Source organism: Alkaliphilus metalliredigens QYMF (assembly GCF_000016985.1).
In the GTDB taxonomy this organism is placed as follows: domain Bacteria; phylum Bacillota; class Clostridia; order Peptostreptococcales; family Natronincolaceae; genus Alkaliphilus_A; species Alkaliphilus_A metalliredigens.
The window spans coordinates 1673879-1698358 of the sequence record NC_009633.1; the positions used below are offsets into that span (position 1 = coordinate 1673879).

A 24480-nucleotide genomic window follows, 5' to 3' on the forward strand; every position below is an offset into this window, starting at 1 on the left:
GGAAAATATTTAGAACGTAGTCTTTAAATTAAACCCCTAACTATATAATTGCATAATATGCTGAACCAGAGAATATTACTCACGCAATGGTGGAAGTAGTAAGAGAGCTAAAGAATATAGGTATAGAAATAAGTTTTGAAAATATACGTACTGATACCCCACAACGCCCCAAAACAGCGGAATTTAGTGGGGTTTAGTTCATTTTTGGTGTTTAAAGATAGTAACGAAATATAGCAGAATTAAAAATATTTTTCAAACAATTTTTATTGCTCGGAAAGGCCCCTATAATGTGCACGCTTGTCAAGACACAAAATCGAATTTTTTAAGATAAATCCTCCCTTCGTGTATTTTGACTTAAGCTTCAAGCATCTGATGACTGTAATAAACTTCTGATGGAGTTTTATAGTCATAGCTTTGATGCCCTCGTTTGTAGGGGTACTTTGTTATATATTCCTTTGTCATTGCCTTTACTTCTGCCACAGTTTCAGGGTACAACAAATACAAGCGTTCCCATTTATATGATCGGAAAATCCTTTCAATTGCAATATTATCTGTGGCACGACCTTTGCCGTCCATACTGATTTTACTTGTTTTATAGCTTTTTATTAAGTCAATGTAGCTTAATGATGTGAACTCGACTAAAGAAAAGGGATTACTCCCTCTTCCTCGTCTAAGAACCGTACGTGAGAGTTTCCCGCTCATACGGCTCAAGCATTTCTTTACCTTATTCAGGCGGCATTAAGCATGCGGAGTTTAATTCTTCTCTTCAAGTAGTAATGTCTATCCAAGAGGGGTGTTTTTGAAATTTGAAGCTTCGGATGTCTAATTATCTTTATCTTCCTAAGGTTGATAAGAGTGTAATCATCAGTCATAAATACCCACGGTTTTCCATCTTTCACGTGCCAATATCGATGAAGTCGCCACCATTGGTTTTTGTTTGGATGGCGATGTTTAACCCATCGCTGCAGTAATAGGTATAGTATATTGTTGATGTACGAAAAGGCATGACTCGCTACAGCGTGTTTGTGATAGTTCGTCCATCCTTTAAGTACTAGGTTTAGTCTTCGTATTAATTCTGATTGTGTACTTGCTTTTCCTTCTTTTAAAATTATGATTGAGCATTTCCTAATCAAGCTTTTGATTGAATCCTTTGAGGGTTTTACAATGAGTTTTCCCTTAAATTTTCTAAATGACCATCCAAGGAAGTCGAATCCATCGTCTATATGTGTTATCATGGTTTTTTCTTCTGATAACATCAATCCTCTTGTTTCGAGGAATGAGCTGACAACCTTTTTGAGTTCTTCAGCAGTTTCTTTTGAATTCGCTGTGATAATAAAATCATCAGCATATCGTACTAGGTTGACTTTCGTTTTAGCTCGGTAGTGGTTAGTTATCCTTCCTCTAGAGTTTCGATGGTATTTATCTTGAATGACTTTTTGAAGGCCATCTAAAGTCATGTTTGCATAGAGACTTGAGATAGCTCCACCTTGCGGTGATCCAGTTTCTGTTGGAAATAGTTCTCCTCTGTAGATGAAGCCTGATTTTAGGAACTGTTTCATAATCCTTTTATCCATAGGAATGTTGGATTGTAACCAGTCATGATTGATGTTGTCGAAGCAACCTTTAATGTCTCCTTCAAGAATCCATTTCGGGGAGCAATCTCTAGCAAGTACGCAAAATACTTGCTCACATGCGTCTTTTGCACTGCGTCCTCTACGAAAACCAAAGGAGATAGTATCCGCGTTGGTTTCTGCAATGGGTTCTAGTGCGAGTGCGTATAGGGTTTGCATAGCTCTATCGTACATGGTTGGCAGGGTCAGCACGAATTACACAAAAACTCAATCCCCTTTTAGGAAGTCTTACAATTACTCATCCATTTCATCCTTTATGTGGACAAAATTATGACATCCTTGAAGTAAAAAAATTCAACGGTTTGCAAAGATATTCTTTGCGTACGGATTCTGGTGTCATATGTGTCCCTGAGTCTTGGACGGATCGGCAAATACACAAGCTGGATTTTCACATGACTCACTTTGATGCATTCACCCTAAAAGAATTAGCTCAACTTCTTCAAAGCTTAGAAGTATCCGTAAATCTTTTTGACAAATCTAAGCAAGAGGAATAAATCTTACTATGCCTACTAATGCTATTAATGAATTGAAAATACTTCCACCTTAGAGTTCAAAGAGGGTACGTCACAAATACTACACTCCTTGTCCTCAATAAATACTGTGATTTGTAGAAAGGATGCTTATGATGTCTAGTTCAACATTAATAGCTTTAGTAGGGAATGATGTTTGTAGGGCAGACGAACTTGTTACTATTGTTGCAAATTTAGTTCGTTCTTGTCTGGCTGCAATGCATAAGGAGGAACAAGAACATAATGATATCAACATCGAAAGTGAGAGCAGAACACTTGAATCGAATGGCGATTGTTTATATCAGACAATCAACTTTGACCCAAGTTCGTTACAATCAAGAGAGCACCCAACGCCAATATGCGCTTCAGGAGAAAGCTCTAAGCCTTGGGTGGACCCAGGAACAAATTCAGATCATCGACGAAGACCTTGGAATTTCAGGGTCGGGGCGTTCCCTTCGACAGGGATTTCAGCAACTCGTCGCACAAGTCTCTTTGGGTCAAGTTGGAGCCATTTTTGGTCTCGAGATTTCCCGACTAGCACGCTCCTGTGCAGATCTCCTGAGGCTTTTGGAACTCTGTGCGCTATCCAACACAATTGTAGTGGATGAAGACGGCATCTATGATCTTAGCGATTTTAACGACCGTCTCATTCTTGGATTCAAAGGGACAATGAGCGAAGCTGAACTGCATTTTCTTCGTTCCCGCATGCTCGGTGGGAAGAAGAATAAAGCTAAAAAGGGTACACTGCGTTTTCCGCTACCTGTTGGTTATGTCTACGATATTGATGGTCAAACAGCTCTAGATCCTGACGAAGAGGTCCAAATTGCTGTGCGCAATGTCTTCCACGCTTTTCAAGCCAGTGGCAGTGCTTATGGTGTCGTCAAGTATTTTGCTAAAAACACGCTTCGTTTTCCTAAACGAGCTTATGGAGGCGCATGGGCTGGGAAACTTGTTTGGGGAACTCTTACTCACAGCCGAGTTCTCGGAATTTTGTATAATCCAAGCTATGCTGGAGCCTATGTATATGGGCGCTATCATGATCAAAAGAGTGTAGATCCTCAGGGGCTATTTATCCACCATACCATTCGTCTACCTATGGAACAATGGGAAGTCCTTATCCCTAACCATCATCCAGCCTATATTACATGGGAAAACTACGAAAAAAATCTCCAGCAGCTGCAGAATAATCGTACCAATCTTGAGAAAAGTGGTCCAGCTCGAGAAGGTACTGCTCTACTTCAGGGTGTGGTGCTGTGTGGGAAATGTGGCCGGCGCATGACTGTTCGCTATACGGGCAATGGTGGTATTTATCCTGTATATGAATGTAAAGGAAGGTGGGAGCATGGTCTTCGAGCTACATGCACCACAGTTCCAGCTACAATAATCGATCAAGTTGTCACAACCAGGCTTATGCAAATCATTCAACCAGCAGAATTGGACCTTGCCCTTAAAGTCACCGATAAACTGTTAAAAGGAGAAGATGATGCCGATAAAGGATGGTCTTTGTCTTTGGAACGTGCAAAGTATGAAGCTAACCGTGCGGAACGCCAGTACCAGCAGGTAGAGCCTGAAAATCGTTTAGTTGCACGCAGCCTCGAAGCTCGATGGAACGAAAAACTTACAGAGTTAGCGCAAATTCAAGAGCAATATGCACAATACAAATCTCGTCAAAGTTGGCAACCTACTGAAGAAGATAAAGCTCAAATTCTTTCTTTGGCAAAAGAATTGCCTCGTATTTGGTATGCAGCTACTACTACAGCTAAAGATCGAAAACGTATATTGCGGATGCTCCTTGAAGATATCACTATATTTGCAGAAGCAAGACAATCAGATATTCGGCTGGGTCTACGATGGAGAAATCAATCTCATGAAGAAATTAATGCTACAAAACCTCTGCCGAAATCAATGGCTCGCAAACACACGTCAGAAACGGTAGAACAGGTCCGAAAATTATCTGATACAATGACTGACAGTCAAATTGCAGATTACTTCAACGAATCCGGCCACCATACACCAGAAGGAAAATTGTTTACAGTCGATTCCATCAAGTGGATTCGATATTCACACAAGATAAAAAGGCTTTCTATGCAACAGCAAGGGTTATCTGTAAAAGATGTAGCCGAACAATTCAATGTCGCACCTGGTGTCGTCTATTACTGGATTAAACATGGTATTTTAGAGGCAAAAAAATTCGCTCCAGGTTGGCCTTGGAATATTCAATTAGATAAACAAAAAGAAATAGAATTGAGAGAATGGGTTCAAAAGTCGGGACACTTGTCAAAAATGACACAGGGTCTCTGAAGAACTTTTTAAAAACCAAAAACAGTCTTGGGAGGTGTGCAGTATGAATTCACCGTGGGTATTCCTAATGGACGTTTCTTGTTTTTGCCCTTTTTAGCGATATAGACACGCCTAAGTGGCTTTGCTCTGTAATGCTTATCTGTTACGGCAAGTACTGCTTTCATTTTAGACGCAGACGTTGACCATAGTTTCTTGTCTACACCTGAGGTGTTTTTACCTTTATTAGTTGTTACCTTTCTTACTGCATAAGCTTTGGCTGAAAAAGAGTGGGTAAGTAGGTATTGTAGCCGTTTTGCTTTGTTTCTGTTTCCGCTTGCAGTTGCCTTGGCGATTCGGGTTTGTAGCCTATTAACTTCGTGTTCGACTTTAGACCAGTCAATGGATTCCCATTGACTGGCAAGCGAATTTGTGTCTTTTAGACTCTCGGTTTTATCCGTCGTTGAGTTGCTAAAATTCATAGGTTTGCAATCCTTTCTTGTCAAGAAATACCATTGGATAAGTCTGCACCCTTTCGGGTTAGGGCAAAGTTTGAACCCTTATCCGACTTCATTACAAAATCGGCATTCGCTTTCTATCGATTTCGTCTGCCCTCTATGCTATCTCATCCCCTTACGGTTAGATACCTCTGTCGAGAGGAGCATATAGGGTTTACCAAGTTCCACATAATATATAATTATGAATGCCTTAGGAGCCACCTTTAAACCGGGAGTACTTTATCCATTCGCATTGGTTTACCAGATCGCCTTTGCTTGACTCCGTACCTTTTGGTTAAAGCGTATCAGCTTATTTCGCTTTTTCCGCGTAACGATTTCTACAGTGATTCACTTTACGTTCTCCATAGCATTCTTACCCTAGCAGTTGTTCCAGTTCTAAGCTACTCGAACTTCCACATTGTCTCGTGAGCTTTCTAACCCGGACGTTACCATCCACGCTAGTCACGATAGGGTTACCCCGAATGGATAGGGTAGTCTTACGACAATATATTATGCGACTTCTTGTCGCACCTGGCTTCCTTGATCACTATTTATAATTTCAGGGACTCCATAACTTTTTACGGCATCCTTTATGACACGAGTTACCATGTCTGTTTGCAGAGTGTCACTGATGCCATAGCCTACAATATAGCGTGAATACCAGTCAATTAGGGCTGTTAAGTACACAAATCCAGTTGGCGTTCCAATGTAAGTTATATCAATAGACCACACTTGATTTGGGCGATTAATATTTAAGTGCCTTAGAAGATAGGGATACGTTTTAGACTGCTTTGCTCTCTTACTTAGGTTTGGTCCAGGGTAGAAGCAAACAATCCCCATTTCCTCCATATAACGCTTTACAAGCCTCCTTCCAACATGGGTAAAGCTATTATTGTGTAGTTCATTTTTGATCCTTCTGACACCATAAGATGGCTCTTCAAAGTGAATACGGTCTATGGCATTCTTAATATTGATCTCATCTTGGGAAGGAGGCACATCAACAGGCTTATGGTATGCTGTTGACCTAGGAAGATCTATTAACTCACACTGTTTTTTTACTGTCACAGGTGAGTTTTCCCACTCAATCAACGATCTTTTTTCTTCATTTGTGAGATCTGACTTTGTTTTTTTAAAAGCCAATCAACATCCAGAGTTAGCTCACCTATTTTCTTTACGAGGTGCTCCTTTTCTTCCTCGTGCTCTTGTTTTAGCTTGTCTACATCTTCATTCTTCTTGTTGAAGACTGCAGGCATATTGGCGATAAACTCTGCCTTCCAACGGCTTAATAGTTGCTGAGATACATCATGTTTTTTTGATATCTCAGCCAATGTATTTTCTTCTCTGAGGATTTCCAGCACAATAATTGCTTTTTCCTCCGGGGTTCAAGTTCTTCTTTTTCTACTCATACTTATAGTTTATCTTATTTATTAGATTTTGTGTCCAACTCTATGTGTACATTTTAGTGTTTGGGGATTTTTTTGATATTCAGTTTAAAAAACTATAATATCATTTGAAGAATTTAAATTAGTACAAATGGAGTACGAAAATGATTTGATTTAGTTGTAGCATGAGTAAAAACAAAGTACAATAGGAATAGAGCGAATGGAGGTGCTTTATGATTACATATTTTAAGAGTCAAAAAGATCTTGCAAATGCACTTATTAACCTAATAGATTCATATTGGTGCTCTGAAATTAATGAACAATTGTTTTTGGAACGAATTAACGAAATTGTATCAAAAAATAATGAAAAGGTTTACCGTGAAGAAGATTATACAAGCGTTATAAGACAACGCTTAGGTAAGAGACGAATAGAATTACTAGATAAAGTTTTGAAATAAAAAAAATCAAGTATTAACTAAGTTAAGATAAACTGCTAAATCAGACCGACAGGGAGGAATATCATGATTACATCAGAAGAAATAAAAAGAAGGCTGTGGGAAGGTGCTAATGAGTTAAGAGGCTCTATGGATGCCAGTCGCTATAAAGATTATATGTTGGGGCTAATGTTTTATAAGTTTTTGAGTGATAAAACATTAGAAACCTTTAGAATAACAGCAGGAGTTGAAAAGGTAACTGAAAAAGAATTGGTTGAAGAATACATCAAAGCTAAAAAGGAATATGGTGAAGCCCTTGAGAAGATGATTCAAGATGTTCTTGGTTACTATGTATCACCAGAATACTTGTATCAGATTTGGTTAAAAGATATCAATGATGGAAATTTTGAAGTTCAAAAGGTTGCAGATAGTTTAAATAACTTTGAAAGGTCAATAGTAAGTTCTGGGGAAGTTAATGATTTTAAAGGTCTTTTTTCAAGTTCGACCTTGGATTTAACTGACACTGCCCTTGGAAGCAATCTTCACGAGCGAAGTAATAATATAAAAGCATTGATATTGTTGTTTTCAGATTTAAATATGGTTGCACTCCAAAAAGGTGATATTTTGGGAGATGCTTACGAATATTTAATTGGTCAGTTTGCTATGGAATCAGGAAAAAAAGCAGGTGAGTTCTACACGCCACATCGAGTGAGTGAAGTCATGGCACAAATTGTTGCCAAAACAACTGAGATAAAATCAATTTATGACCCGACAGTAGGATCTGGTTCATTGTTATTAACTGTAAAGAAACATTTGAGTAAAGACCGACAAAAAGATTTGTCTTATTATGGACAAGAAAAAAATACAGCAACGTATAACTTAACACGAATGAATTTATTGTTACATGGTGTGAGACCTGAAAAGATGACAATAAAAAATGGAGATACACTAGGGAATGATTGGCCAGAAGATCCTGAGAATCCTAATGAAGGTGTGCAATTTGATGCCGTTGTTATGAATCCACCATATTCAGCCCAAAATTGGAATAAGGCAGGACTCAAGGTCAGTGACCCGCGATTTGAAATCGGAGGTACTTTACCACCGGATTCAAAAGGGGATTATGCGTTCTTATTACATGGTTTATATCATTTAGGTACAAAAGGTACAATGGGGATTGTATTACCACATGGTGTACTGTTCAGAGGTTCATCTGAAGGAGAAATCAGAAAGAAATTAATTGATAAGAATCAAATAGATGCTGTTATTGGGCTCCCTAGCAATCTATTTACAAATACTGGAATACCAGTTGCAATTATTATTTTAAAGAAAAACCGAAATATATCAGACCCTGTGTTAATGATTGATGCTTCGAATAACTTTATAAAAGTTGGTAAGCAAAATGTATTACAGGAAAGAGACATCGCTCAAATAGTAGATGTATATATTAGTAAAGATGAGATTGCTGGCTTTAGTCATCTTGCTTGTCTCAAAGAAATTATTCAAAATGAGTATAATATGAATATACCAAGATATGTACAATCCCTTGAAGAAGACATAGCCCATGATGTTGATGCACATTTATTTGGTGGTATTCCAGCAGAAAATATTAATGAACTAAAGATACTGCATGAATTAGTACCAGAAGTATTAGAGCAAAGTATTGAAGAAATTCGTCCTGGATATGTAAGGCTGAAAAACTCAATAAAGGAAATGACAGATACAGTATTAAAACATGAAAGTATATTATCATTATCTAAAGAATTAAAAGTTGAAATCACTGAGTATATCTCTAAATTTTGGAATGAGTTAAAAGGTGTAACAATAGAATCTAACTTAGTAAAATTAGAAGATAGAATGCTTAATGAGATAAAGCAAATTTTATCTAGATTTGATCATATTGATGTGTATACTGGATATCAAATTATTGCTGAAATATGGAAAAATTCATTGATTCATGATACAGAGCTAATAGCAATTGAAGGATTTTATAATGTTGGACGGATGAGAATACCAAGCATTGTTACGAAAGGAACGGGTAAAAGCAAGCGTGAGGAACAAGATGGTTGGAATGGCAGTATAATACCGAATGCATTAATTGCCCAGCTTCTTTATAGAGAAGAGCAGGAAGAATTAGACAATAAACGTAACAAAATTCAGGAATTAGAAATGGAACTTACGGATTTAGTAGAAGCTGCAAAAGTGGAAGACAGTGAAGAAAATGATGCACTAGTAGAAGTTATTAAAAAGAATAAAGATGACGAATTAAGCGATTCGTTTGATAAGAGTGCTCTGAAATCAGAATTAAAAATTACAAAAAAAGAGTCAGATAAATATAAGTTGTTGAAAAAGGTAGACCGTTTGATTGCTGACAGTGGATCACTATCAAAAGAATTAAAAAATGAAGAAAAAGAGCTTGGGGATGCAGTACAAGAGAGAATACTAAAACTGACTGATGATGAAATAGATAAGTTGGTATATCATAAGTGGTTTGGAAAAACGGTAAATGATATTGTTGATTTAATACATGTATCAGTGAAAAGCGAGTTAAATATTTTGCAAAAGTTAGAAGATCGATACTCTGATACACTGGATGAAATTGATGAGCAAATTGAAAGTTTGTTGCTTGATTTCGAAACACTAAAAGATGATTTGGTGGTGGGATAATGGCTGAAACAAAAAAACTAATACCAAAGAGAAGGTTTAAAGAATTTCAAAATGCTGAAGCTTGGGAACCGTGTAAGCTTTCAGATCTGACAGAATACAAAAATGGAAAAGGTCATGAGGATAAGCAATCTACAAGTGGAAAGTATGAGTTAGTAAACCTTAATTCTATTTCGATTGACGGTGGTTTAAAGCACTCAGGAAAATTTGTTGATGATACAACAGATACACTTTTCAAAAATGATTTAGTTATGGTGTTAAGCGATGTCGGCCATGGTGATTTACTTGGTCGAGTGGCTTTAATACCAGAAAACGACCGCTTTGTATTAAATCAACGAGTGGCTTTACTAAGACCGAATAGAGCTGCTGATCCACAATTTTTATTTTCTTATATCAATGCTCATCAACGGTATTTTAAGGCGCAGGGAGCAGGTATGTCGCAGTTAAATATATCAAAAGGAAGTGTTGAAAGTTTTACTTCATTTATACCAGACAAAGAAGAACAAGTTAAAATTGGGAAGCACTTTAAACAGTTAGACAACCTTATCACCCTTCACCAGCGTAAGTTAGACAAAATAAAATCTATGAAGAAAGCATATCTTTATGAAATGTTTCCTGTAGAAGGTGAAAGTAGGCCAAAACGTAGGTTTAAGGGTTTTACAGACGCTTGGGAACAGCGTAAGTTAACAGATGAAGTTGAATTATTCAGTGGGTTGACATATTCACCGAATGATATTGTTAAAGATAATGGAACTTTTGTGCTTCGTTCATCTAATGTGAAAAATGGTGAAGTGGTTGATGCAGATAATGTATATGTGAATTCAGAAGTTGTCAATTCATGTAATGTAAAAAATGGTGATATTATTGTTGTTGTTCGTAATGGATCACGTTCATTGATAGGAAAACATGCTCAAATCAAGGGTGACAAGGATAAAACTGTTATTGGTGCATTTATGACTGGGTTACGATCAAATCATTCGGATTTCGTAAATGCATTATTAGATACACCTTTGTTTAAAAGTGAAATTGATAAAAATCTAGGTGCAACAATTAACCAAATTACAAATGGAATGTTTCATCAAATGAAGTTTATGATACCGAATCCTGAGGAGCAAGATCGGATTGGAAAATTATTTACTGGATTAGACAACCTTATCACCCTTCACCAGCATAAGTTAGAAAAATTGAAGAATCTAAAAAAAGCCTATCTGAATGAAATGTTTATTTAGGAAAGGGGAAGAAATTATATGAGCAATGCACCTAAAAATGCTTCTGAGAGAGCTTTTCAAGAAAATTTTGTAAACGAATTAAAAAAATATAAGTGGGAATCTCCAGAATGTTTAAATGGTAATATCAAAAAGGTTACAGTAAGGGATTTGATAAATCATTGGAGAACTGAGTTAAATCGAATAAATGCAGACCAACTTGAAGGCGTTGAATTAACTAATAATGAATTTAAACAAGTAATGTCTAAGGTAAATCAAATAAACAACAGTTTTGAAGCGACTAAAGTTCTTTCAATGGAAGGAAATAAAGGGAAAATTGATGGGATTTTTAGAGATGACCATCCTGAAATTACACGTAAACAAATTACCCTAACAATATTGAAGAAAGCAGAGGTAAGTGGTGGTGACTCAAGTTATCGAGTAGCTAGAGAAGTTGAAACAGATAATGGAAATCGCTTTGATATTGTGTTGTTAATTAATGGCTTGCCTCTCATTAATATTGAACAAAAACGTACAGATAAATCCTTAGATGAGGCCTTTGGACAGTTCATTAGATATTATAGAGATGGTGAGTATTGTAACAATTTCATGTCTTTTTCTCAAATGATGGTAATAACTACTGAGATTGAAACACGTTACTTTGCGACTCCTAAGTCCGTGGATGACTTTAACACTGTGTTTGTATTTAACTGGGCGGATAAAGAAAATAAACCAATAAATGATTGGAAGAAAGTAATTGGAAGTTTTTTAATGATTCCAATGGCACATCAAATGGTTGGTGATTATTTAGTTATTGATGAAGCTAAAGATGAAGAAAATCGTAAACATATGTTAATGAGACCTTATCAGGTTTATGCGTTACAAGCTGTAGAAGGTGCTGCATTTGGTTTTGATAATAAAGAGCGTATTCCTCATGGGGGATTTGTTTGGCATACCACTGGAAGTGGAAAAACGATTACAAGCTTTAAAACTGCGCTCTTTTTGGCAACACGTGCAGGGTTTGACAAAGTTGTATTCTTAGTTGATCGACGTGAATTAGATAGTAGAACAAGTGAAAATTTCAAAGCCTATGCAGCTTATGAACCAGTAACAGTAGATGATACTAAACATACATACCAGTTGAGAAAAAAGTTAAAGTTAGTTAAGCCTGGTATCATTGTAACAACAACTTTTAAACTCAACATGCTTGTAAAAGAATTAGTTGAGGCAAAAGATGTCTCTTTAGCAGAAAAGAAAATTGTATTTATTGTAGATGAAGCCCATCGTACCACCATGGGAGATATGATGGTGGAAATAAAAAAATACTTTAGAAAAAAAGGTTTATTCTATGGTTTTACAGGAACTCCGTTATTCGATGAAAACAATGTTAAAGGAAAGATAAATGAAAAAAGTGAAGTGATTGATACAACAGAAAAACTATTTGGACCTAAACTTCATGAATATACAATTGATCAGGCTATAGCAGATGGCAATGTACTAGGCTTTTATGTAGACTATATTAATACAGGTGAATTTAAAAGCCATGATGATTTAAGAGATCAATTATGTGACAAGATAAAAGAAGATAATCCTGCACTTTCGGATAGAGAAATCGAAAGAAAAGTGCAATCATATTCTTTAGCTGAATTAGAACGACAAGCAAAAAAACATGATATATTAGTTTATCAAGATGAAACCCATATACCAAGAGTCGTTACTTCAATACTCGATAATTGGGGAAATCAATCTAACGGAAGAGAGTTTAATGCTATTTTAACAGCTGAGTATAAAAAGCGTGTCATAACTTATTATGATGAGTTTAAAAAACAATTAAAAGAGCGTGACATGAAGTTAAACATAGCAATGACATTTAGTTTTGGCAATGAGAATGATCCAGAGAAAATTCCAGTAGATTTAGTGAAAAGGATGTTTAAAGATTATGCTGAGTTTACAGGGATTGAGTTTATTGCTGGCGATAGAAAACATGGTGAAATGGCTTATTTTGAAGATATTGTAGAAAGAACAACACGAGGAGGTAGTGGAAGGAATAAGAAAAACATTGACCTTGTTATCGTAGCTAAACAACTGTTAACAGGCTACGATTCAAAAAGATTAAATACCTTGTATGTAGATAGATCTTTAAAACTTCAAGATTTAATTCAGGCTTATTCTAGAACCAATCGAGTTTATGGTAGAGAAAAAGAATTTGGTTCAATTATCAATTTCCAATACCCAGAGATTACGAGAGAAATAGTAGATATTGCACTAAAATTATATGGTAGTGGTGGAAGCAGTAGTAAGGCAATTGTTGACACGTATGAAAACTCTGTAAAAAAGTTCGGTTTGAATATTGATGAAATGATTCCAACTTTACCAGATCCATCAGATTGGCAATCTTTAAAGACTGATGCAGAAGCATTGGAAAAATTCCTTCTTACATTTAGAGACGCAGCGGAACAACTAAATTTTGTTCAACAGTACTATGAGTATAAATGGGATGATGAGTCATTTGGCATGGATGAACATACTTGGCTTAAATATGTTGGTGCTTATAAAAATCTAACTAAAACTGACGGTCCCGGATCTGATCCAGTTGTAATCAGATCCTTAGTTGGTAGAACAAAACTAGCTGGTACACAAGTAATTGATGCTAATCATATTCTTGGATTAATTGGTGCGAAAGTCAGCAATGTTAATGGTGTTCAAACAGTTGACGATGAGACTTTAAGAATTATTCATGAGCAAATACAAGAATTGAGTGATATGGGTGAAGATACTAAAGCAAATATGTTAAGAGAATTTGTTGATACTGAATTAGTTCAGGGAAAACTAGAATACGGTATCCATTTTGATGATGCTTTTGATAATTGGAAACTTAATAAACTTAAAGATGAAGTAGAACATATTTCTGAAAAATGGGGGTTATGTAGAGAATGGCTATTAAAATCAGTTAATTCTTTTATAACATCTAAGCCAACAACAATTCCTTATATTGACGAAATAACTAAGAGTGTAGATTATGAAAAGGCAAGTGACAAATCAGCTGGTAATAAGCTGGAGCATATCATGACTATGACTACGGTATTGCCGGAGAGAATCATGGAGCTTAAGCTTAAGTATGAATAAATAATAATACAGAACTAAGTTTTGTGAGAAGTATGAGAGGTTATTTTACAGCAATCATATTGTTTGTAAGAAGCACCTAGATTCTTTACACGTAGAATCTAGGTATTAATAAGCTTATTTCTAGGCATTCGCATTTTGATGGGCAACTGGAAATGGCAAATCTAATGCAGTTAGTGGAATTTCGAATGCTATTGCCAATAAAGGGTTTATAGTGCGCGAATTTTAGTGATTGATCTTTAGATGAGTATAACAGTAATTTTAAATAGGCAAAATATCAAAATTTCAAAACACTGTTGTTAAAATCTTATATTCAAAGATCCTAAGTAAAGGAGAAATTCATGAGAATGAACATAATTTAAACCATAGAAAAAATAGATGATTCGATATTGTATCGTTTGATATTTCAAAGGAGGACGAAATGAGCCTGAAATTAGAAGTAGAAAAAATTTTCAAAGAAAATGCAAACTACAGTATTCCCGGTCATGCAGTAAATCAAGCAAGTTCAATTAATGCACTTTCAAGTGATTTGTATACAGATTCAAAGCGTTTTATATATGAACTTTTGCAAAATGCAGATGATTCTTATCTGGACGATCATGACGTTAAGGTATGGATAAAAATCTTTGGTGAGAAACTTGTTGTTGCTCATTCAGGAAAACCATTTAATTCGCGTGATCTTCGAGGCATTTGTAACATTGCAAATGGTACAAAAAAGTCCGATATAACTAAAACAGGTTACAAAGGTATAGGGTTCAAATCAGTCTTTGGCCAATCTGATAAAGTCACTATATTTTCAAAAAAAGAATATTTTAGATTTGATTCATCATATCCATTTAAATGGATATGGGATGATTCAAAGGTAAATTGGGAAAATGCAAACGACAGGGAATTTCAATTTCCATGGCAAATAATACCAATACATACAGATGTTAATGAGATTGATGAGTCTATAAATAAATTCCTAGAAGATAATCAGGTTAATGTTGCAACAATAATTCAAATGAAAAATGTAAATGAGACAAGGAAAGCTGTTCAAGAGCTATCTCAGAATCTAAATATGTTTTTGTTTCTTAAAAAGATATCAGAGATTAACTTTGATGTAATGGACTCGGTTACTATTAAGATAAATAGAACTGAAAAAGATAAAATCACATTAAAGAATGGTAGAGATTTAAAATTTGTTTGGTTGATTAATACAATTAGTCTAACTGTACCAACAGCCTTGAAGAAAGAACTTCAAAGTGAACGAAATATTCCAGAAAAATTATTAGGAACTGATATTATTGAATTAACTCTTGCTGCTAAAGTTGGTAGTGATGGCATAACAAGACTTTCTGAACAAGAGACGATGTTATATTCATATTTACCAACAGATGAACGAAACTACTCGTTACCAATACTTATTAACACAAGCTTTCTAACCACTTCTAATCGTGAGTCACTACACTCAGACTCAAAATGGAATCAATGGCTTTTTAAAACTATTGCTATTGAAATATTTCACTGGATTTCTACACTAGTAACTACTGAGTATAGTTTTCAAGCATATCGATTAATACCTAAAGATATCCGCAAGGATGATCTGGGGAATAAATTTAATGAGGGGATTAAAGAAGCTTTACGAGATATCCCCTTTATAATTACGAGAGAAGGAAATTTGGCTAAAATCGAAGATACAATAGTTGATTTCACACACCTATCTGAAAAAACATTCGTAGGTGAAGAGCCTATTGAGAAGTTTATCGAAAAACAGACCGGTCGTTCTAAACAATTTGTTTCTAATGCCTTATTTTTTCGTGAATTCAAAAATCTAGGTTTCTCATTTTTTGAATGGAAACAATTAAAAGACTTGCTCACGTCAAAGTGTTTTACCAGTACGCATACAATAGCTAACAATGTTGAACTCATAAAGTATTTTAAAAAAATTTGTGAAACAGGTGAGGTTAAAGAAATTTCACATGAAGCATTAATGAAGGTACCATTTATATGGGATCACAAAAATCACATTAATTATCCTAATAAAGTATGTTTTCCAACAGCAGATGATCAAAACTGGGATAATCCTAACAGTGAGTTATCTTTTTTGCATAAGGATTTGCAGATTTGGCTGCACAATGATTCTGAGATCAGACATTGGTTAGAGACCCTAGGGGTGAAGGAAAAGACTGATATTACTTACGTTACTCAAATTATTTTACCGAAAATAGAAAGTTTTATAACGTCGGAGAATGCATTACAAACTATTCGTGATTTATTTAGTCTATATAAAAAAGGGGACTTGATAGAAGATTTAATTGGACAACTGTCGAGAATTAAACTTATAACTCAAAAAGGTTCTTTATGTTCTGCAAAGGACTGTTTTCTTTCGGATTATTATAAACCAAGACTAGAAATTGAGAAGCTTGTAGAAAATGATTTTTTCGTAAGCGAAAAATACTGTGTTGATGCCCTTGAGAAGGATGAATGGAAACGCTTTTTTAGAATGCTTGGGGTTTGTGAAGGGATTAAAACTTTGACATATAGTGAAAAAAATTCCAAACATGAGTTGGGTTGCAAGGGGATTAAGGGTGAATATTTTGATTATATTGTAGAAAAAACAAGACTCCCTTATCAAGGTTTTAGTATAAATGCGTTAGGTAGGATAATTACATTGAAGTATATTCAATATATAGAGAATAATATTGAATTCGCTTTTAAATTTTGGAGTGATTGTTTAGAGACAATCACTCCAGATGAAATAAGCGCATCAGCTAAGGCTTATTGGGGATATTCAGGAATGGATGGGCAGACAAATGGGTATACCGTCGAAAACTATGTTCCGTGGTTTATCATGAATATAAAATGTATTCCAACCGTATCAGAAAAATGTGAAATTACATCTTCTGTACTTCTAAATACTCCAGAGATAAAAGATATTGCTGGGAAATATTTGCCTGTTTTCAATGGCCCCGAATTAGTAGCTGATTGGAAAGCTTTCTTTAATTTTAGAACAAGTTTAGATTTGCAAGATTACTTAGACTTACTTAGTAAAATTTCTGTGGATGTTGACAAAAAGGGAAACATCAAGAATGATAATTCCAAAAGAATTCAATCTATTTACTCGGCACTATTAGTTCAATGTGTTAATTGGAGTAGTGAAGAGATTGAAAAAGTCGAAGTATGGGCTACTACTGGACATTTATTAAATACCAAAAATCAATTTACGAAATGTAACTCTCTCAAATATTTTTTAGATGGAAACGAAGCTATTTTTCAAGAACAGTATTGTTTTATAAAGCTTAGTGCAGAGTATAAAAATAATCCAAATCTCGAAAGATTCTTAACCTGCTTTAAAGTACAGTTGTTAAGACAGAGTGAATTTGAGCTAATCCACACTCAAGAAGAATTGTGTTCACCATTGATGAATAAATTGAAGAGTGTTGCTCCATATTTTAAAATATGGATTACGAGTGAAAATGGTGAAGATAGTATAAGAGACAACTTAGAAAACCTAGAGAGTAAAATCGAAGTATTAATGGTACTTCAAGCTGAAGAACTTAAAATTTCTTATAGTGGTATTGACTTCATTAAGAATGTAAATATTCACTTTAATGAGACGAGCCTTTATGTAACGGATCCTTGGAATTCCAACAGCGTCTTATTAAAGTTATCTGATGTTTTATGTAGGTATTTTCAGCTTGCTGGACATGAAAAAAAATTAGATTTTTTACTGAGGTCTACTGATGTGGAGATTCAAAAGTACTTCCTGCAGGAGGAAATTTACATTCCAGAAGAAATTCTTGAAATACGATTTAAACTTGATACTGATGTTGATAAAACAAATGTAAATTCATTTGCTGATATTGAAACAGCAATTAATAATAAAAAGATATCAGCAGAATTTTATCATATGTCAAAGCATGATTATGGTCGGCGAGAGTATATACAAGAACGTATTCCAAGAGCCGTAACTAATGTAATACAACACCTCAAGCAATTACCTGAATACGATTGTTCAAATATTGATGGAATTGCAAAGAGTGTTATTAGCGGTATAACTAAAAATGGGAATGAAATAACTGTTGTAGCAAGACCGTCAGATGATGATAAAGTGTTGATTTATTATGCCTCTGAATTCGATGTTCTTGAATATGTAGACGCTGAACTTTGGTGTGAAGATGGAATCACACCTCCTAAACAAATTACATTGGGGCAACTGCTGAAAATAACTGGCATTAATAGAATTCCTATAAAAAATATTGATGTCAAAGACACAGAACTACAAAGTTTGTTGATCAAACCTAAATCTGAAGCGCTGGATTTTAATGCTATTCCATATGGCGCTCAAAAAATTGCTAAAATTATCTCGTCTTTTGCTAATACGAGTGGTGGTACATTGATTTTCGGGTTGAAAGAAATCTCACCGGCTTCTAATAAGATAGTTGGACTTAGTTCGGATTTTCATATTGATAATACTACAAAGAAGGCAATTTCCATGCTTGTACCGATACCAACTGTGACTCATGGCTGGGTAAACGGTGGAGAAAAGTCTATTTACATTATCAAAACTGAAAAATCGGATAAGGACATATTGCTAGAGAACCAAAAGTATATTAGGGGCGAAACTAATAGTGTATTGGACAAAAATATATCTGAAGTTAACACTAAATTAAACATTACGAGTTACAGAAAGACTATTGCGATTATTATTGCAATAGAAAACTATGCAACTAGAGAAGAAAATCAAGTGCAAAAGGTAAAATATGCGAGTAATGATGCGTTAAAATTCAAAGAAATGCTAATAAACTCAATGTGTGTCGATGAAAATGATATTCATATGTATGTGGATGATGATGCATTAAAAAGTAGTTTGGAGTATAATTTCATGGGTTTATTCCATTCTTTAGCTGAAGATGATCGTCTCGTGTTTTATTATGTGGGTCATGGTTTTCATAATGGCACTACTAATTTTTTATCTACGTTTGATATGCATCCACTTCATATAGCAGAAACTTCGGTATCGTTACGTAAAATTTTGATTGATCCTTTACTTAAATCAAAATGTAAAAATGTACTAATTTTTATTGATGCTTGTGCTCAAAGCTTCAAGGAAGAGAATGTACGAAGACATATTAAGGATATTGATGATGAAGAAATATTAATGTTGACTAATGATTTCCCGTATTATGCTACATTTTTATCTTGCCAGCCTGGACAGAGCTCGTATTCAAGTGACGTTTTGAATAATGGAATATGGACTCATCATTTAGTTAAAGCAATAAATGGTGATGAGCCCGCAGTTATATACGACAATAAATATATTACTGACATATCATTAATGGAATATCTATCAAGTAGTGTAGCGGACTATACAAAACAAGAACTTGGGTTTGACCAAAATCCAAAAGCAATTTTAGATTCAAGTTTTGAAAATGTTATTACTAAAATAAGAAAAGAAAATGTTTAGAAACATTACTATTCCCTAATTAAATTCAAATACAAGAAGAGCACTACTGTGAGACCCCCATGGATTATATAAACATAAATTTAGTTTGCTAATGAAGCGCAAATGATCGAACATATGGTTATTTTGTATTGTATAAAATCTCTCATAAGAGTACAATAGGAATAATTATACGGTTGATATTATTAGTCATATTTGGAGGTAAGAAAATGTCCGCACTAAAGAATTGGCGGATATCTCGAAAGCTGAATTTTTTAAATTTTTACCCGAAGAAATATTCTTGGTTCGTGACTTATTCAAAAGCTATGAATGTAACCGAATATCTCGCAGTGATAGATTGCTGTAAACGCTACTGAATTATTGTAGCAAATAAGGCATGAACGCTACTGAAAATTTGTGCCACTTAAGGAACATGGTCACCCTTTACATTGAGCCTCTGAAGCCATGTTTTGGAGTGATAAGTGGATGTTCTAAATCTTTCTATCCCTTGCCCTATAAGGCTAATATAGCTCCCACTCAATATAAAGGGTCTTCGCTATGTTTCGATGAATGACCATTAAGTGGTACGAAAATTAGTTAGCGTAAGTGGCACAAAAATTCAGCAGCAAGTGGTACAAATTTTCAATATCATTCGCAATTGCTTCTTGGCACCTTATTTCTAATTATATTAAAATGGATGATATGTGTATTGCTCCTATGGAAAAGGCATCATCGGGACAACTAAGATACAGGATTGAGGAGGAGAATAATGAAGCACTTTTCGATTAACATGGTAGGAAGAATTAAAAATTTTAATTTACCTAAGAATAAGCCCTTATTACCTTTGTTTGAAGCCATTGTAAATTCTATTCATTCTATTGAAGAGCGAAAACAATCTGACCATTGTTTCAAAGAAGGGATAATTACTATCAAATCTGTTAGGGATAATCAAGTTGTGTTACCTGTAGTGGAAGATAGCTTACAAGAGATCGTGGGATTTGTTATTGAAGATAATGGAATGGGATTTAATGAGAGAAATCTTAATTCATTTATGGAATCAGATTCAACATATAAGGCTGACAAAGGTGGTAAAGGTGTAGGTAGGTTTTCTTGGTTGAAGGCTTTTGAAAAGGCTTCAATATGCAGTGTATATTTGGAGGATGGAAAATATGTAAAACGAAGTTTTGAGTTTTCGGAATACAATCCTGAAATTGACGACTCTTTAGAAGATTATCAAGATGCAAATGGGAATTTGACTACAGTTTCTTTAGGAAATTACAAAACTGAATATAGGCAAAATTTAAATAAAAATGGAGAAACTATTGCAATTAAAATTATTCAACACTGTTTGGTTTATTTTTTATATAAAGATTGCCCTAAAATATATTTTGATGACGATGGAGAAAGATTTTTCCTAAATAAAATATTTAACGAAACAATAAAAACGGATGAAAACCAACAAAATTTTAGTATCAACGGAAAAGTATTTACTTTGTTAAATGTGAAGATGGAGGAAGCATCTCTAAATGGAAGTAAGCTCTTTCTTTGTGCTAATAATCGTGTTGTTGATGAAAAAGAATTATCTAAGTCAATTATTGACTTAGATAAGCAAATTTTTAAAAAACACCAGTTTTACTATGTGGGAATACTAACATCTGAATACTTAGACAACAATGTCGACATGAATAGACTTTCCTTCAATATCCCTGATAAAGGAAATGATTTATTTAGTGATGTTTCTCTAGAGCAGATTATGGAAATAAGCTGCATCAAAATAGAAGAATATCTAAAAGATTACTTAGATCCAATAAAGGAAGCGAAACAACTACGAATCCGAAGATATGTTTCAGAAGAGGCCCCACAGTTTAGACATCTTCTTAAATATATGCCAGACGAAATTAACAAAATAAAGCCAAGTTTAAGTGATGATAAATTGGATGATGAATTGCATCAGATTAAAAGGAAATTTGATAAAAGCGTAAAAACTGACAATAAAAAACTTCTGGAAAAGATTGAAAAGGGATTTGATAGTGATTACGAGTATAAACAATTGTTTGAAAAGCAAATAAGTAAGATTAGTGAGGCTAATAGAGCCGAACTTGCTAATTATGTATCTCATAGAAAGATTATTATAAGTTTGCTTGAAAACGGAATCAGAAAAAATGATAGCGAAAAGTTTAACAAAGAAAGCTATGTTCATAACTTAATATATCCCATGAGAACAACGTCTGATGATATCGACTATGAAAACCATAACCTGTGGCTAATTGATGAAAAATTAGCTTATTGTAGCTTCATTTCTTCTGATGTCCCTTTTAACAATGATAATAAAGAAGAGCGCACTGACATTATGATTTTAGATAATCCGGTAGCTGTTTCAGATGATGAAAATGATGGAAATGAATTTGATACTATAGTGCTATTTGAATTAAAAAGACCAATGAGAGATGATTATTCATCTTCTGAAAACCCTATTACTCAACTATATGATTATGTTGAGAAAATAAAAGCAGGAAAGGCAAAGGATAAATATGGAAGGATTATCAAAGTAGGAATTGGAACAAAGTTTTATTTATATGCTATATGTGACATTACTCCAAGCTTGGAAAAAACGATACGCTTTAATAATTTTAAACATACAACAGATAATATGGGATATTATCTGTTCAATGATACTTATAATGCTTACGTGGAAATTCTGTCGTTCAACAAAATTATTAAAGATTCGAAAAAACGAAATAGAATACTATTTGATAAGCTTGGAATTTAGAAGCTGTTATTGTTAAAGAAGGATGATTTACCAGCAAGGTTTGCTGATTATTGTGAAGGTCAATGAACTTTTGGGCCACGTGATACTGAAATAGTTTACTACTAAGTGGTTTAATAATGGGAAATACCTTAGTAGGCATCTCCCTAATATAGATTAATCTCAAGTGATATTGGTTCATGAATATGTAGCAGTACGTATAGAAGTGAATAGAAGCAGATGATCTACTGTACCCTATCCCTAGCGGGAAGTTTTTTTACTGACAATATCCTTTTGAAAGTTCACTTTGATAGGAAGGGCCATTCATATTAAGCACATGAGATCGAAACGTCAGACGATCAACCAAAGCTGCTACCATTGTTTCGTTTTCAAATGGTAGTGTAAAATAATCTGTGCTTAAGTGAAAATAAATACTCCTTTCTGGTAATAATTAACAAATAAAACCAAACCAGGACGGAGTATTTTTTATGAGTACAGTATCGAAGAAAGTATTGAGAGAAATGATTACCGGAGGTGATTTAAAAACTGCAGGAGATCTACAGTCATATTTGAAAGAGCTATTCAAAGATACCCTACAGGAAATGTTAGAAGCAGAGATAGAATCTGACTTAGGTTACGAGAAAGGTGATAGAAAGAACAAGAATACACAGAATCGTAGGAATGGGTATAGCGAAAAGACAGTTAAAAGTAAGTTTGGAGAAATGGAAATAGAAGTTCCAAGGGATCGAAATGGAGAATTTGAGCCTGTAGTTGTCCCAAAGAACAAAAGAGACATCTCGGGCATTGAAGAAAAGGTCATATCCCTTTATGCAAGGGGGATGTCTACAAGAGATATACATGATCAAATACAGGATATCTACGGAATAGAGATCTCAGCTGAAATGGTTAGCAAGATAACAGATAAGGTTATACCCCAGGTCAAAGAGTGGCAAAATAGAGCCCTAGAAGCCATATATCCATTCGTATTTATGGATGCAATACACTACAAGGTTCGTGAAGATGGCCAAATTAAGAGTAAAGCAGCCTATGTTGTTCTAGGGATCGCCATGGACGGTATGAAGGATATTCTAGGCATCTGGATAGGTGAAAGTGAGTCTTCAAAGTTCTGGCTAGGGATATTAAACGACCTTAAGAATCGAGGGGTTAACGATGTATTAATCTTTAGTGTAGATGGCTTAGCAGGAATGAAGGAGGCAATCCAGGCATCCTTTCCTAAGTCAGAGATTCAAAGGTGCGTAATCCATCAACTTAGATACTCATTCAAATATGTAAATTACAAGGATAGAAAGGAATTTGCTAAGGACTTTAAAGAAGTATATACCGCAGTTAATGAAAAAGCAGGGCATGAAAAGCTCATGGAACTAGAAAATAAATGGGGAAAGAAATATCCATATGCCATTAAAAGCTGGGACGCTAACTGGGATGTATTATCGCCCTTCTTCAAGTTTCCATCGGAAGTAAGAAAGATTATGTACACCACAAATATGATCGAAGGGCTTCATCGCCAATTCAGAAAAGTAACAAAGACAAAGTCCATTTTCCCGTCTGATCAAGCTTTAGAAAAAATGCTTTTCTTAGCCAGTCAAAACATCATGAAAAAATGGACCTTAAGCCACAGAAATTGGGACATCGTTCTTAATCAGCTAATGATTTTCTTTGAAGATAGATTAACAGCCCAAGCAAAGTAATTGTAGTATAGTAGTTTCTAATAGCTAAGAATGGAGGTTTACCGATGGTCCTTACGGAGAAATATTTAAAAACATATTTAAAAAATCACAGAATATCTATGTCAGATAGCTTAAAAGAAGATTTACTAAATGACTATGGTTCTAGTGTAGTGGACGATCAAGGACGTTTACGCGAATATACAGAACAAGATATTTGTGAGCAAATAAGAAAAATAGTCTTAAAATAAAATTTGCACTAGAAATCCAAGGGGAGTTACGATTATCGATTCGGATTAAGGTCGAAATTCCCCCATTATAAAAATTATTGCCAAAACTATGCGATTTTATGTATAAAATCTATAATCTTGGCAATAATATAAGTAACAATATAATCTATTCTTAACAGTTATCTCTTGTCAGAAAGGATACTACTCTTTTCTTTAGACACAGATTTATTTACACCCTCTTTCAAATAGGGTGGTCCACTCCGAGAACTTTAAGTTAGTAGATACAATAACACTCATTTTCTCAGCACGGTCAGCTACTACTTTGAATGATAGTTCTGATTGATGCCGGTTAAATGTTAGATGAGATATTTCACTATGATCAATAAATCTTTCTGCATATTTCGGTGTGGCGGAAGAACCTACGGATGCGCATATTATGTACTGTCTTGGCAAGTTGTTTTTCAAACTTTAGAATACGTTTGTATTCTATGGCTTCAATCAGCTCATTAGATAGGTTGACTGCTGAATTGAATATTGTGTGGATTAAAACCATCTGTGTACTTTTTTAGCACATCGTGGTTCTCAAAAATAAGTAGGGTGGTTCTATTCGATCATATTATTCATTCTGATGAATTTTCTGCAACTCTGCAACTCAAAATACAAAAAAATTATATA

The 24480-nt window shown here is 34.6% G+C and carries 15 protein-coding genes and 1 pseudogene; 10 read left to right on the forward strand and 6 right to left on the reverse strand.

Annotation, left to right across the window (positions count from 1 at the left end; translation table 11 throughout):
* Positions 1-354 precede the first annotated feature (354 nt).
* Complete coding sequence (locus tag AMET_RS07885) at positions 355-702, reverse strand: integrase core domain-containing protein (protein WP_041720509.1); 348 nt, start codon at positions 700-702, stop codon at positions 355-357.
* Between the two features lie 26 nt (positions 703-728).
* Positions 729-1790 (reverse strand): reverse transcriptase domain-containing protein, encoded by a 1062-nt coding sequence (locus AMET_RS07890; protein WP_242661411.1) that lies wholly within the window; start codon positions 1788-1790, stop codon positions 729-731.
* A gap of 17 nt (positions 1791-1807) precedes the next feature.
* On the opposite strand from AMET_RS07890, the gene AMET_RS25665 reads away from it, so the two are divergent.
* Positions 1808-2125: a DUF5372 family protein gene (locus AMET_RS25665; RefSeq protein ID WP_157047201.1), complete on the forward strand. Its 318-nt coding sequence runs from the start codon at positions 1808-1810 to the stop codon at positions 2123-2125.
* A 258-nt stretch (positions 2126-2383) separates the two neighbouring features.
* A complete protein-coding gene (locus tag AMET_RS07895) occupies positions 2384-4441 on the forward strand; it encodes a recombinase family protein (protein ID WP_012062817.1) in 2058 nt (685 codons plus the stop codon).
* 8 nt (positions 4442-4449) lie between these two features.
* Here AMET_RS07895 and AMET_RS07900 read toward each other — a convergent pair whose 3' ends face one another.
* The 3 genes and pseudogenes from AMET_RS07900 to AMET_RS07910 all read right to left on the reverse strand — a co-directional run.
* Positions 4450-4899 carry a reverse transcriptase N-terminal domain-containing protein gene (locus tag AMET_RS07900; protein ID WP_012062818.1) on the reverse strand — a complete coding sequence of 150 codons (450 nt, stop codon included), beginning with the start codon at positions 4897-4899 and terminating at the stop codon, positions 4450-4452.
* Positions 4900-5424: 525 nt separating this feature from the next.
* The gene (locus AMET_RS07905; RefSeq protein WP_012062819.1) at positions 5425-5979 is read right to left on the reverse strand and encodes a DDE-type integrase/transposase/recombinase; all 555 of its coding nucleotides are present in this window, start codon (positions 5977-5979) and stop codon (positions 5425-5427) included.
* A 20-nt stretch (positions 5980-5999) separates the two neighbouring features.
* A pseudogene (locus AMET_RS07910) lies at positions 6000-6284 on the reverse strand (transposase); the annotation flags it as partial.
* 245 nt (positions 6285-6529) lie between these two features.
* Between AMET_RS07910 and AMET_RS07915 the strand changes: the two are divergent.
* From AMET_RS07915 to AMET_RS07950, 8 genes are all read left to right on the forward strand, one after another.
* Entirely contained in the window at positions 6530-6754 is a 225-nt protein-coding gene (locus AMET_RS07915; protein WP_012062821.1) for a TIGR04540 family protein, read from the forward strand.
* Positions 6755-6817: 63 nt separating this feature from the next.
* On the forward strand, positions 6818-9394 hold the full coding sequence (locus tag AMET_RS07920; protein ID WP_012062822.1) for a type I restriction-modification system subunit M: 2577 nt from the start codon (positions 6818-6820) through the stop codon (positions 9392-9394).
* On the forward strand, positions 9394-10620 hold the full coding sequence (locus tag AMET_RS26215) for a restriction endonuclease subunit S (RefSeq protein WP_012062823.1): 1227 nt from the start codon (positions 9394-9396) through the stop codon (positions 10618-10620). The genes AMET_RS07920 and AMET_RS26215 overlap by 1 nt, the downstream gene beginning before the upstream one ends.
* Before the next feature lie 18 nt (positions 10621-10638).
* Positions 10639-13722, forward strand: coding sequence for a type I restriction endonuclease subunit R, EcoR124 family (locus AMET_RS07930; RefSeq protein ID WP_012062824.1), 3084 nt, complete (start codon positions 10639-10641; stop codon positions 13720-13722).
* 418 nt (positions 13723-14140) lie between these two features.
* Positions 14141-19168, forward strand: a complete 5028-nt coding sequence (locus AMET_RS07935) for a sacsin N-terminal ATP-binding-like domain-containing protein (protein WP_012062825.1) — start codon at positions 14141-14143, stop codon at positions 19166-19168.
* 745 nt (positions 19169-19913) lie between these two features.
* Positions 19914-21914 carry a hypothetical protein gene (locus tag AMET_RS07940; protein WP_012062826.1) on the forward strand — a complete coding sequence of 667 codons (2001 nt, stop codon included), beginning with the start codon at positions 19914-19916 and terminating at the stop codon, positions 21912-21914.
* Positions 21915-22378: 464 nt separating this feature from the next.
* Positions 22379-23599, forward strand: a complete 1221-nt coding sequence (locus AMET_RS07945; protein ID WP_012062827.1) for an IS256 family transposase — start codon at positions 22379-22381, stop codon at positions 23597-23599.
* A gap of 44 nt (positions 23600-23643) precedes the next feature.
* Positions 23644-23826 carry a hypothetical protein gene (locus AMET_RS07950; protein WP_041720511.1) on the forward strand — a complete coding sequence of 61 codons (183 nt, stop codon included), beginning with the start codon at positions 23644-23646 and terminating at the stop codon, positions 23824-23826.
* Positions 23827-24030: 204 nt separating this feature from the next.
* Here the strand turns inward: AMET_RS07950 and AMET_RS24940 are convergent, their stop codons facing one another.
* Positions 24031-24270: an ATP-binding protein gene (locus AMET_RS24940; protein WP_083760904.1), complete on the reverse strand. Its 240-nt coding sequence runs from the start codon at positions 24268-24270 to the stop codon at positions 24031-24033.
* Positions 24271-24480: the final 210 nt, after the last annotated feature.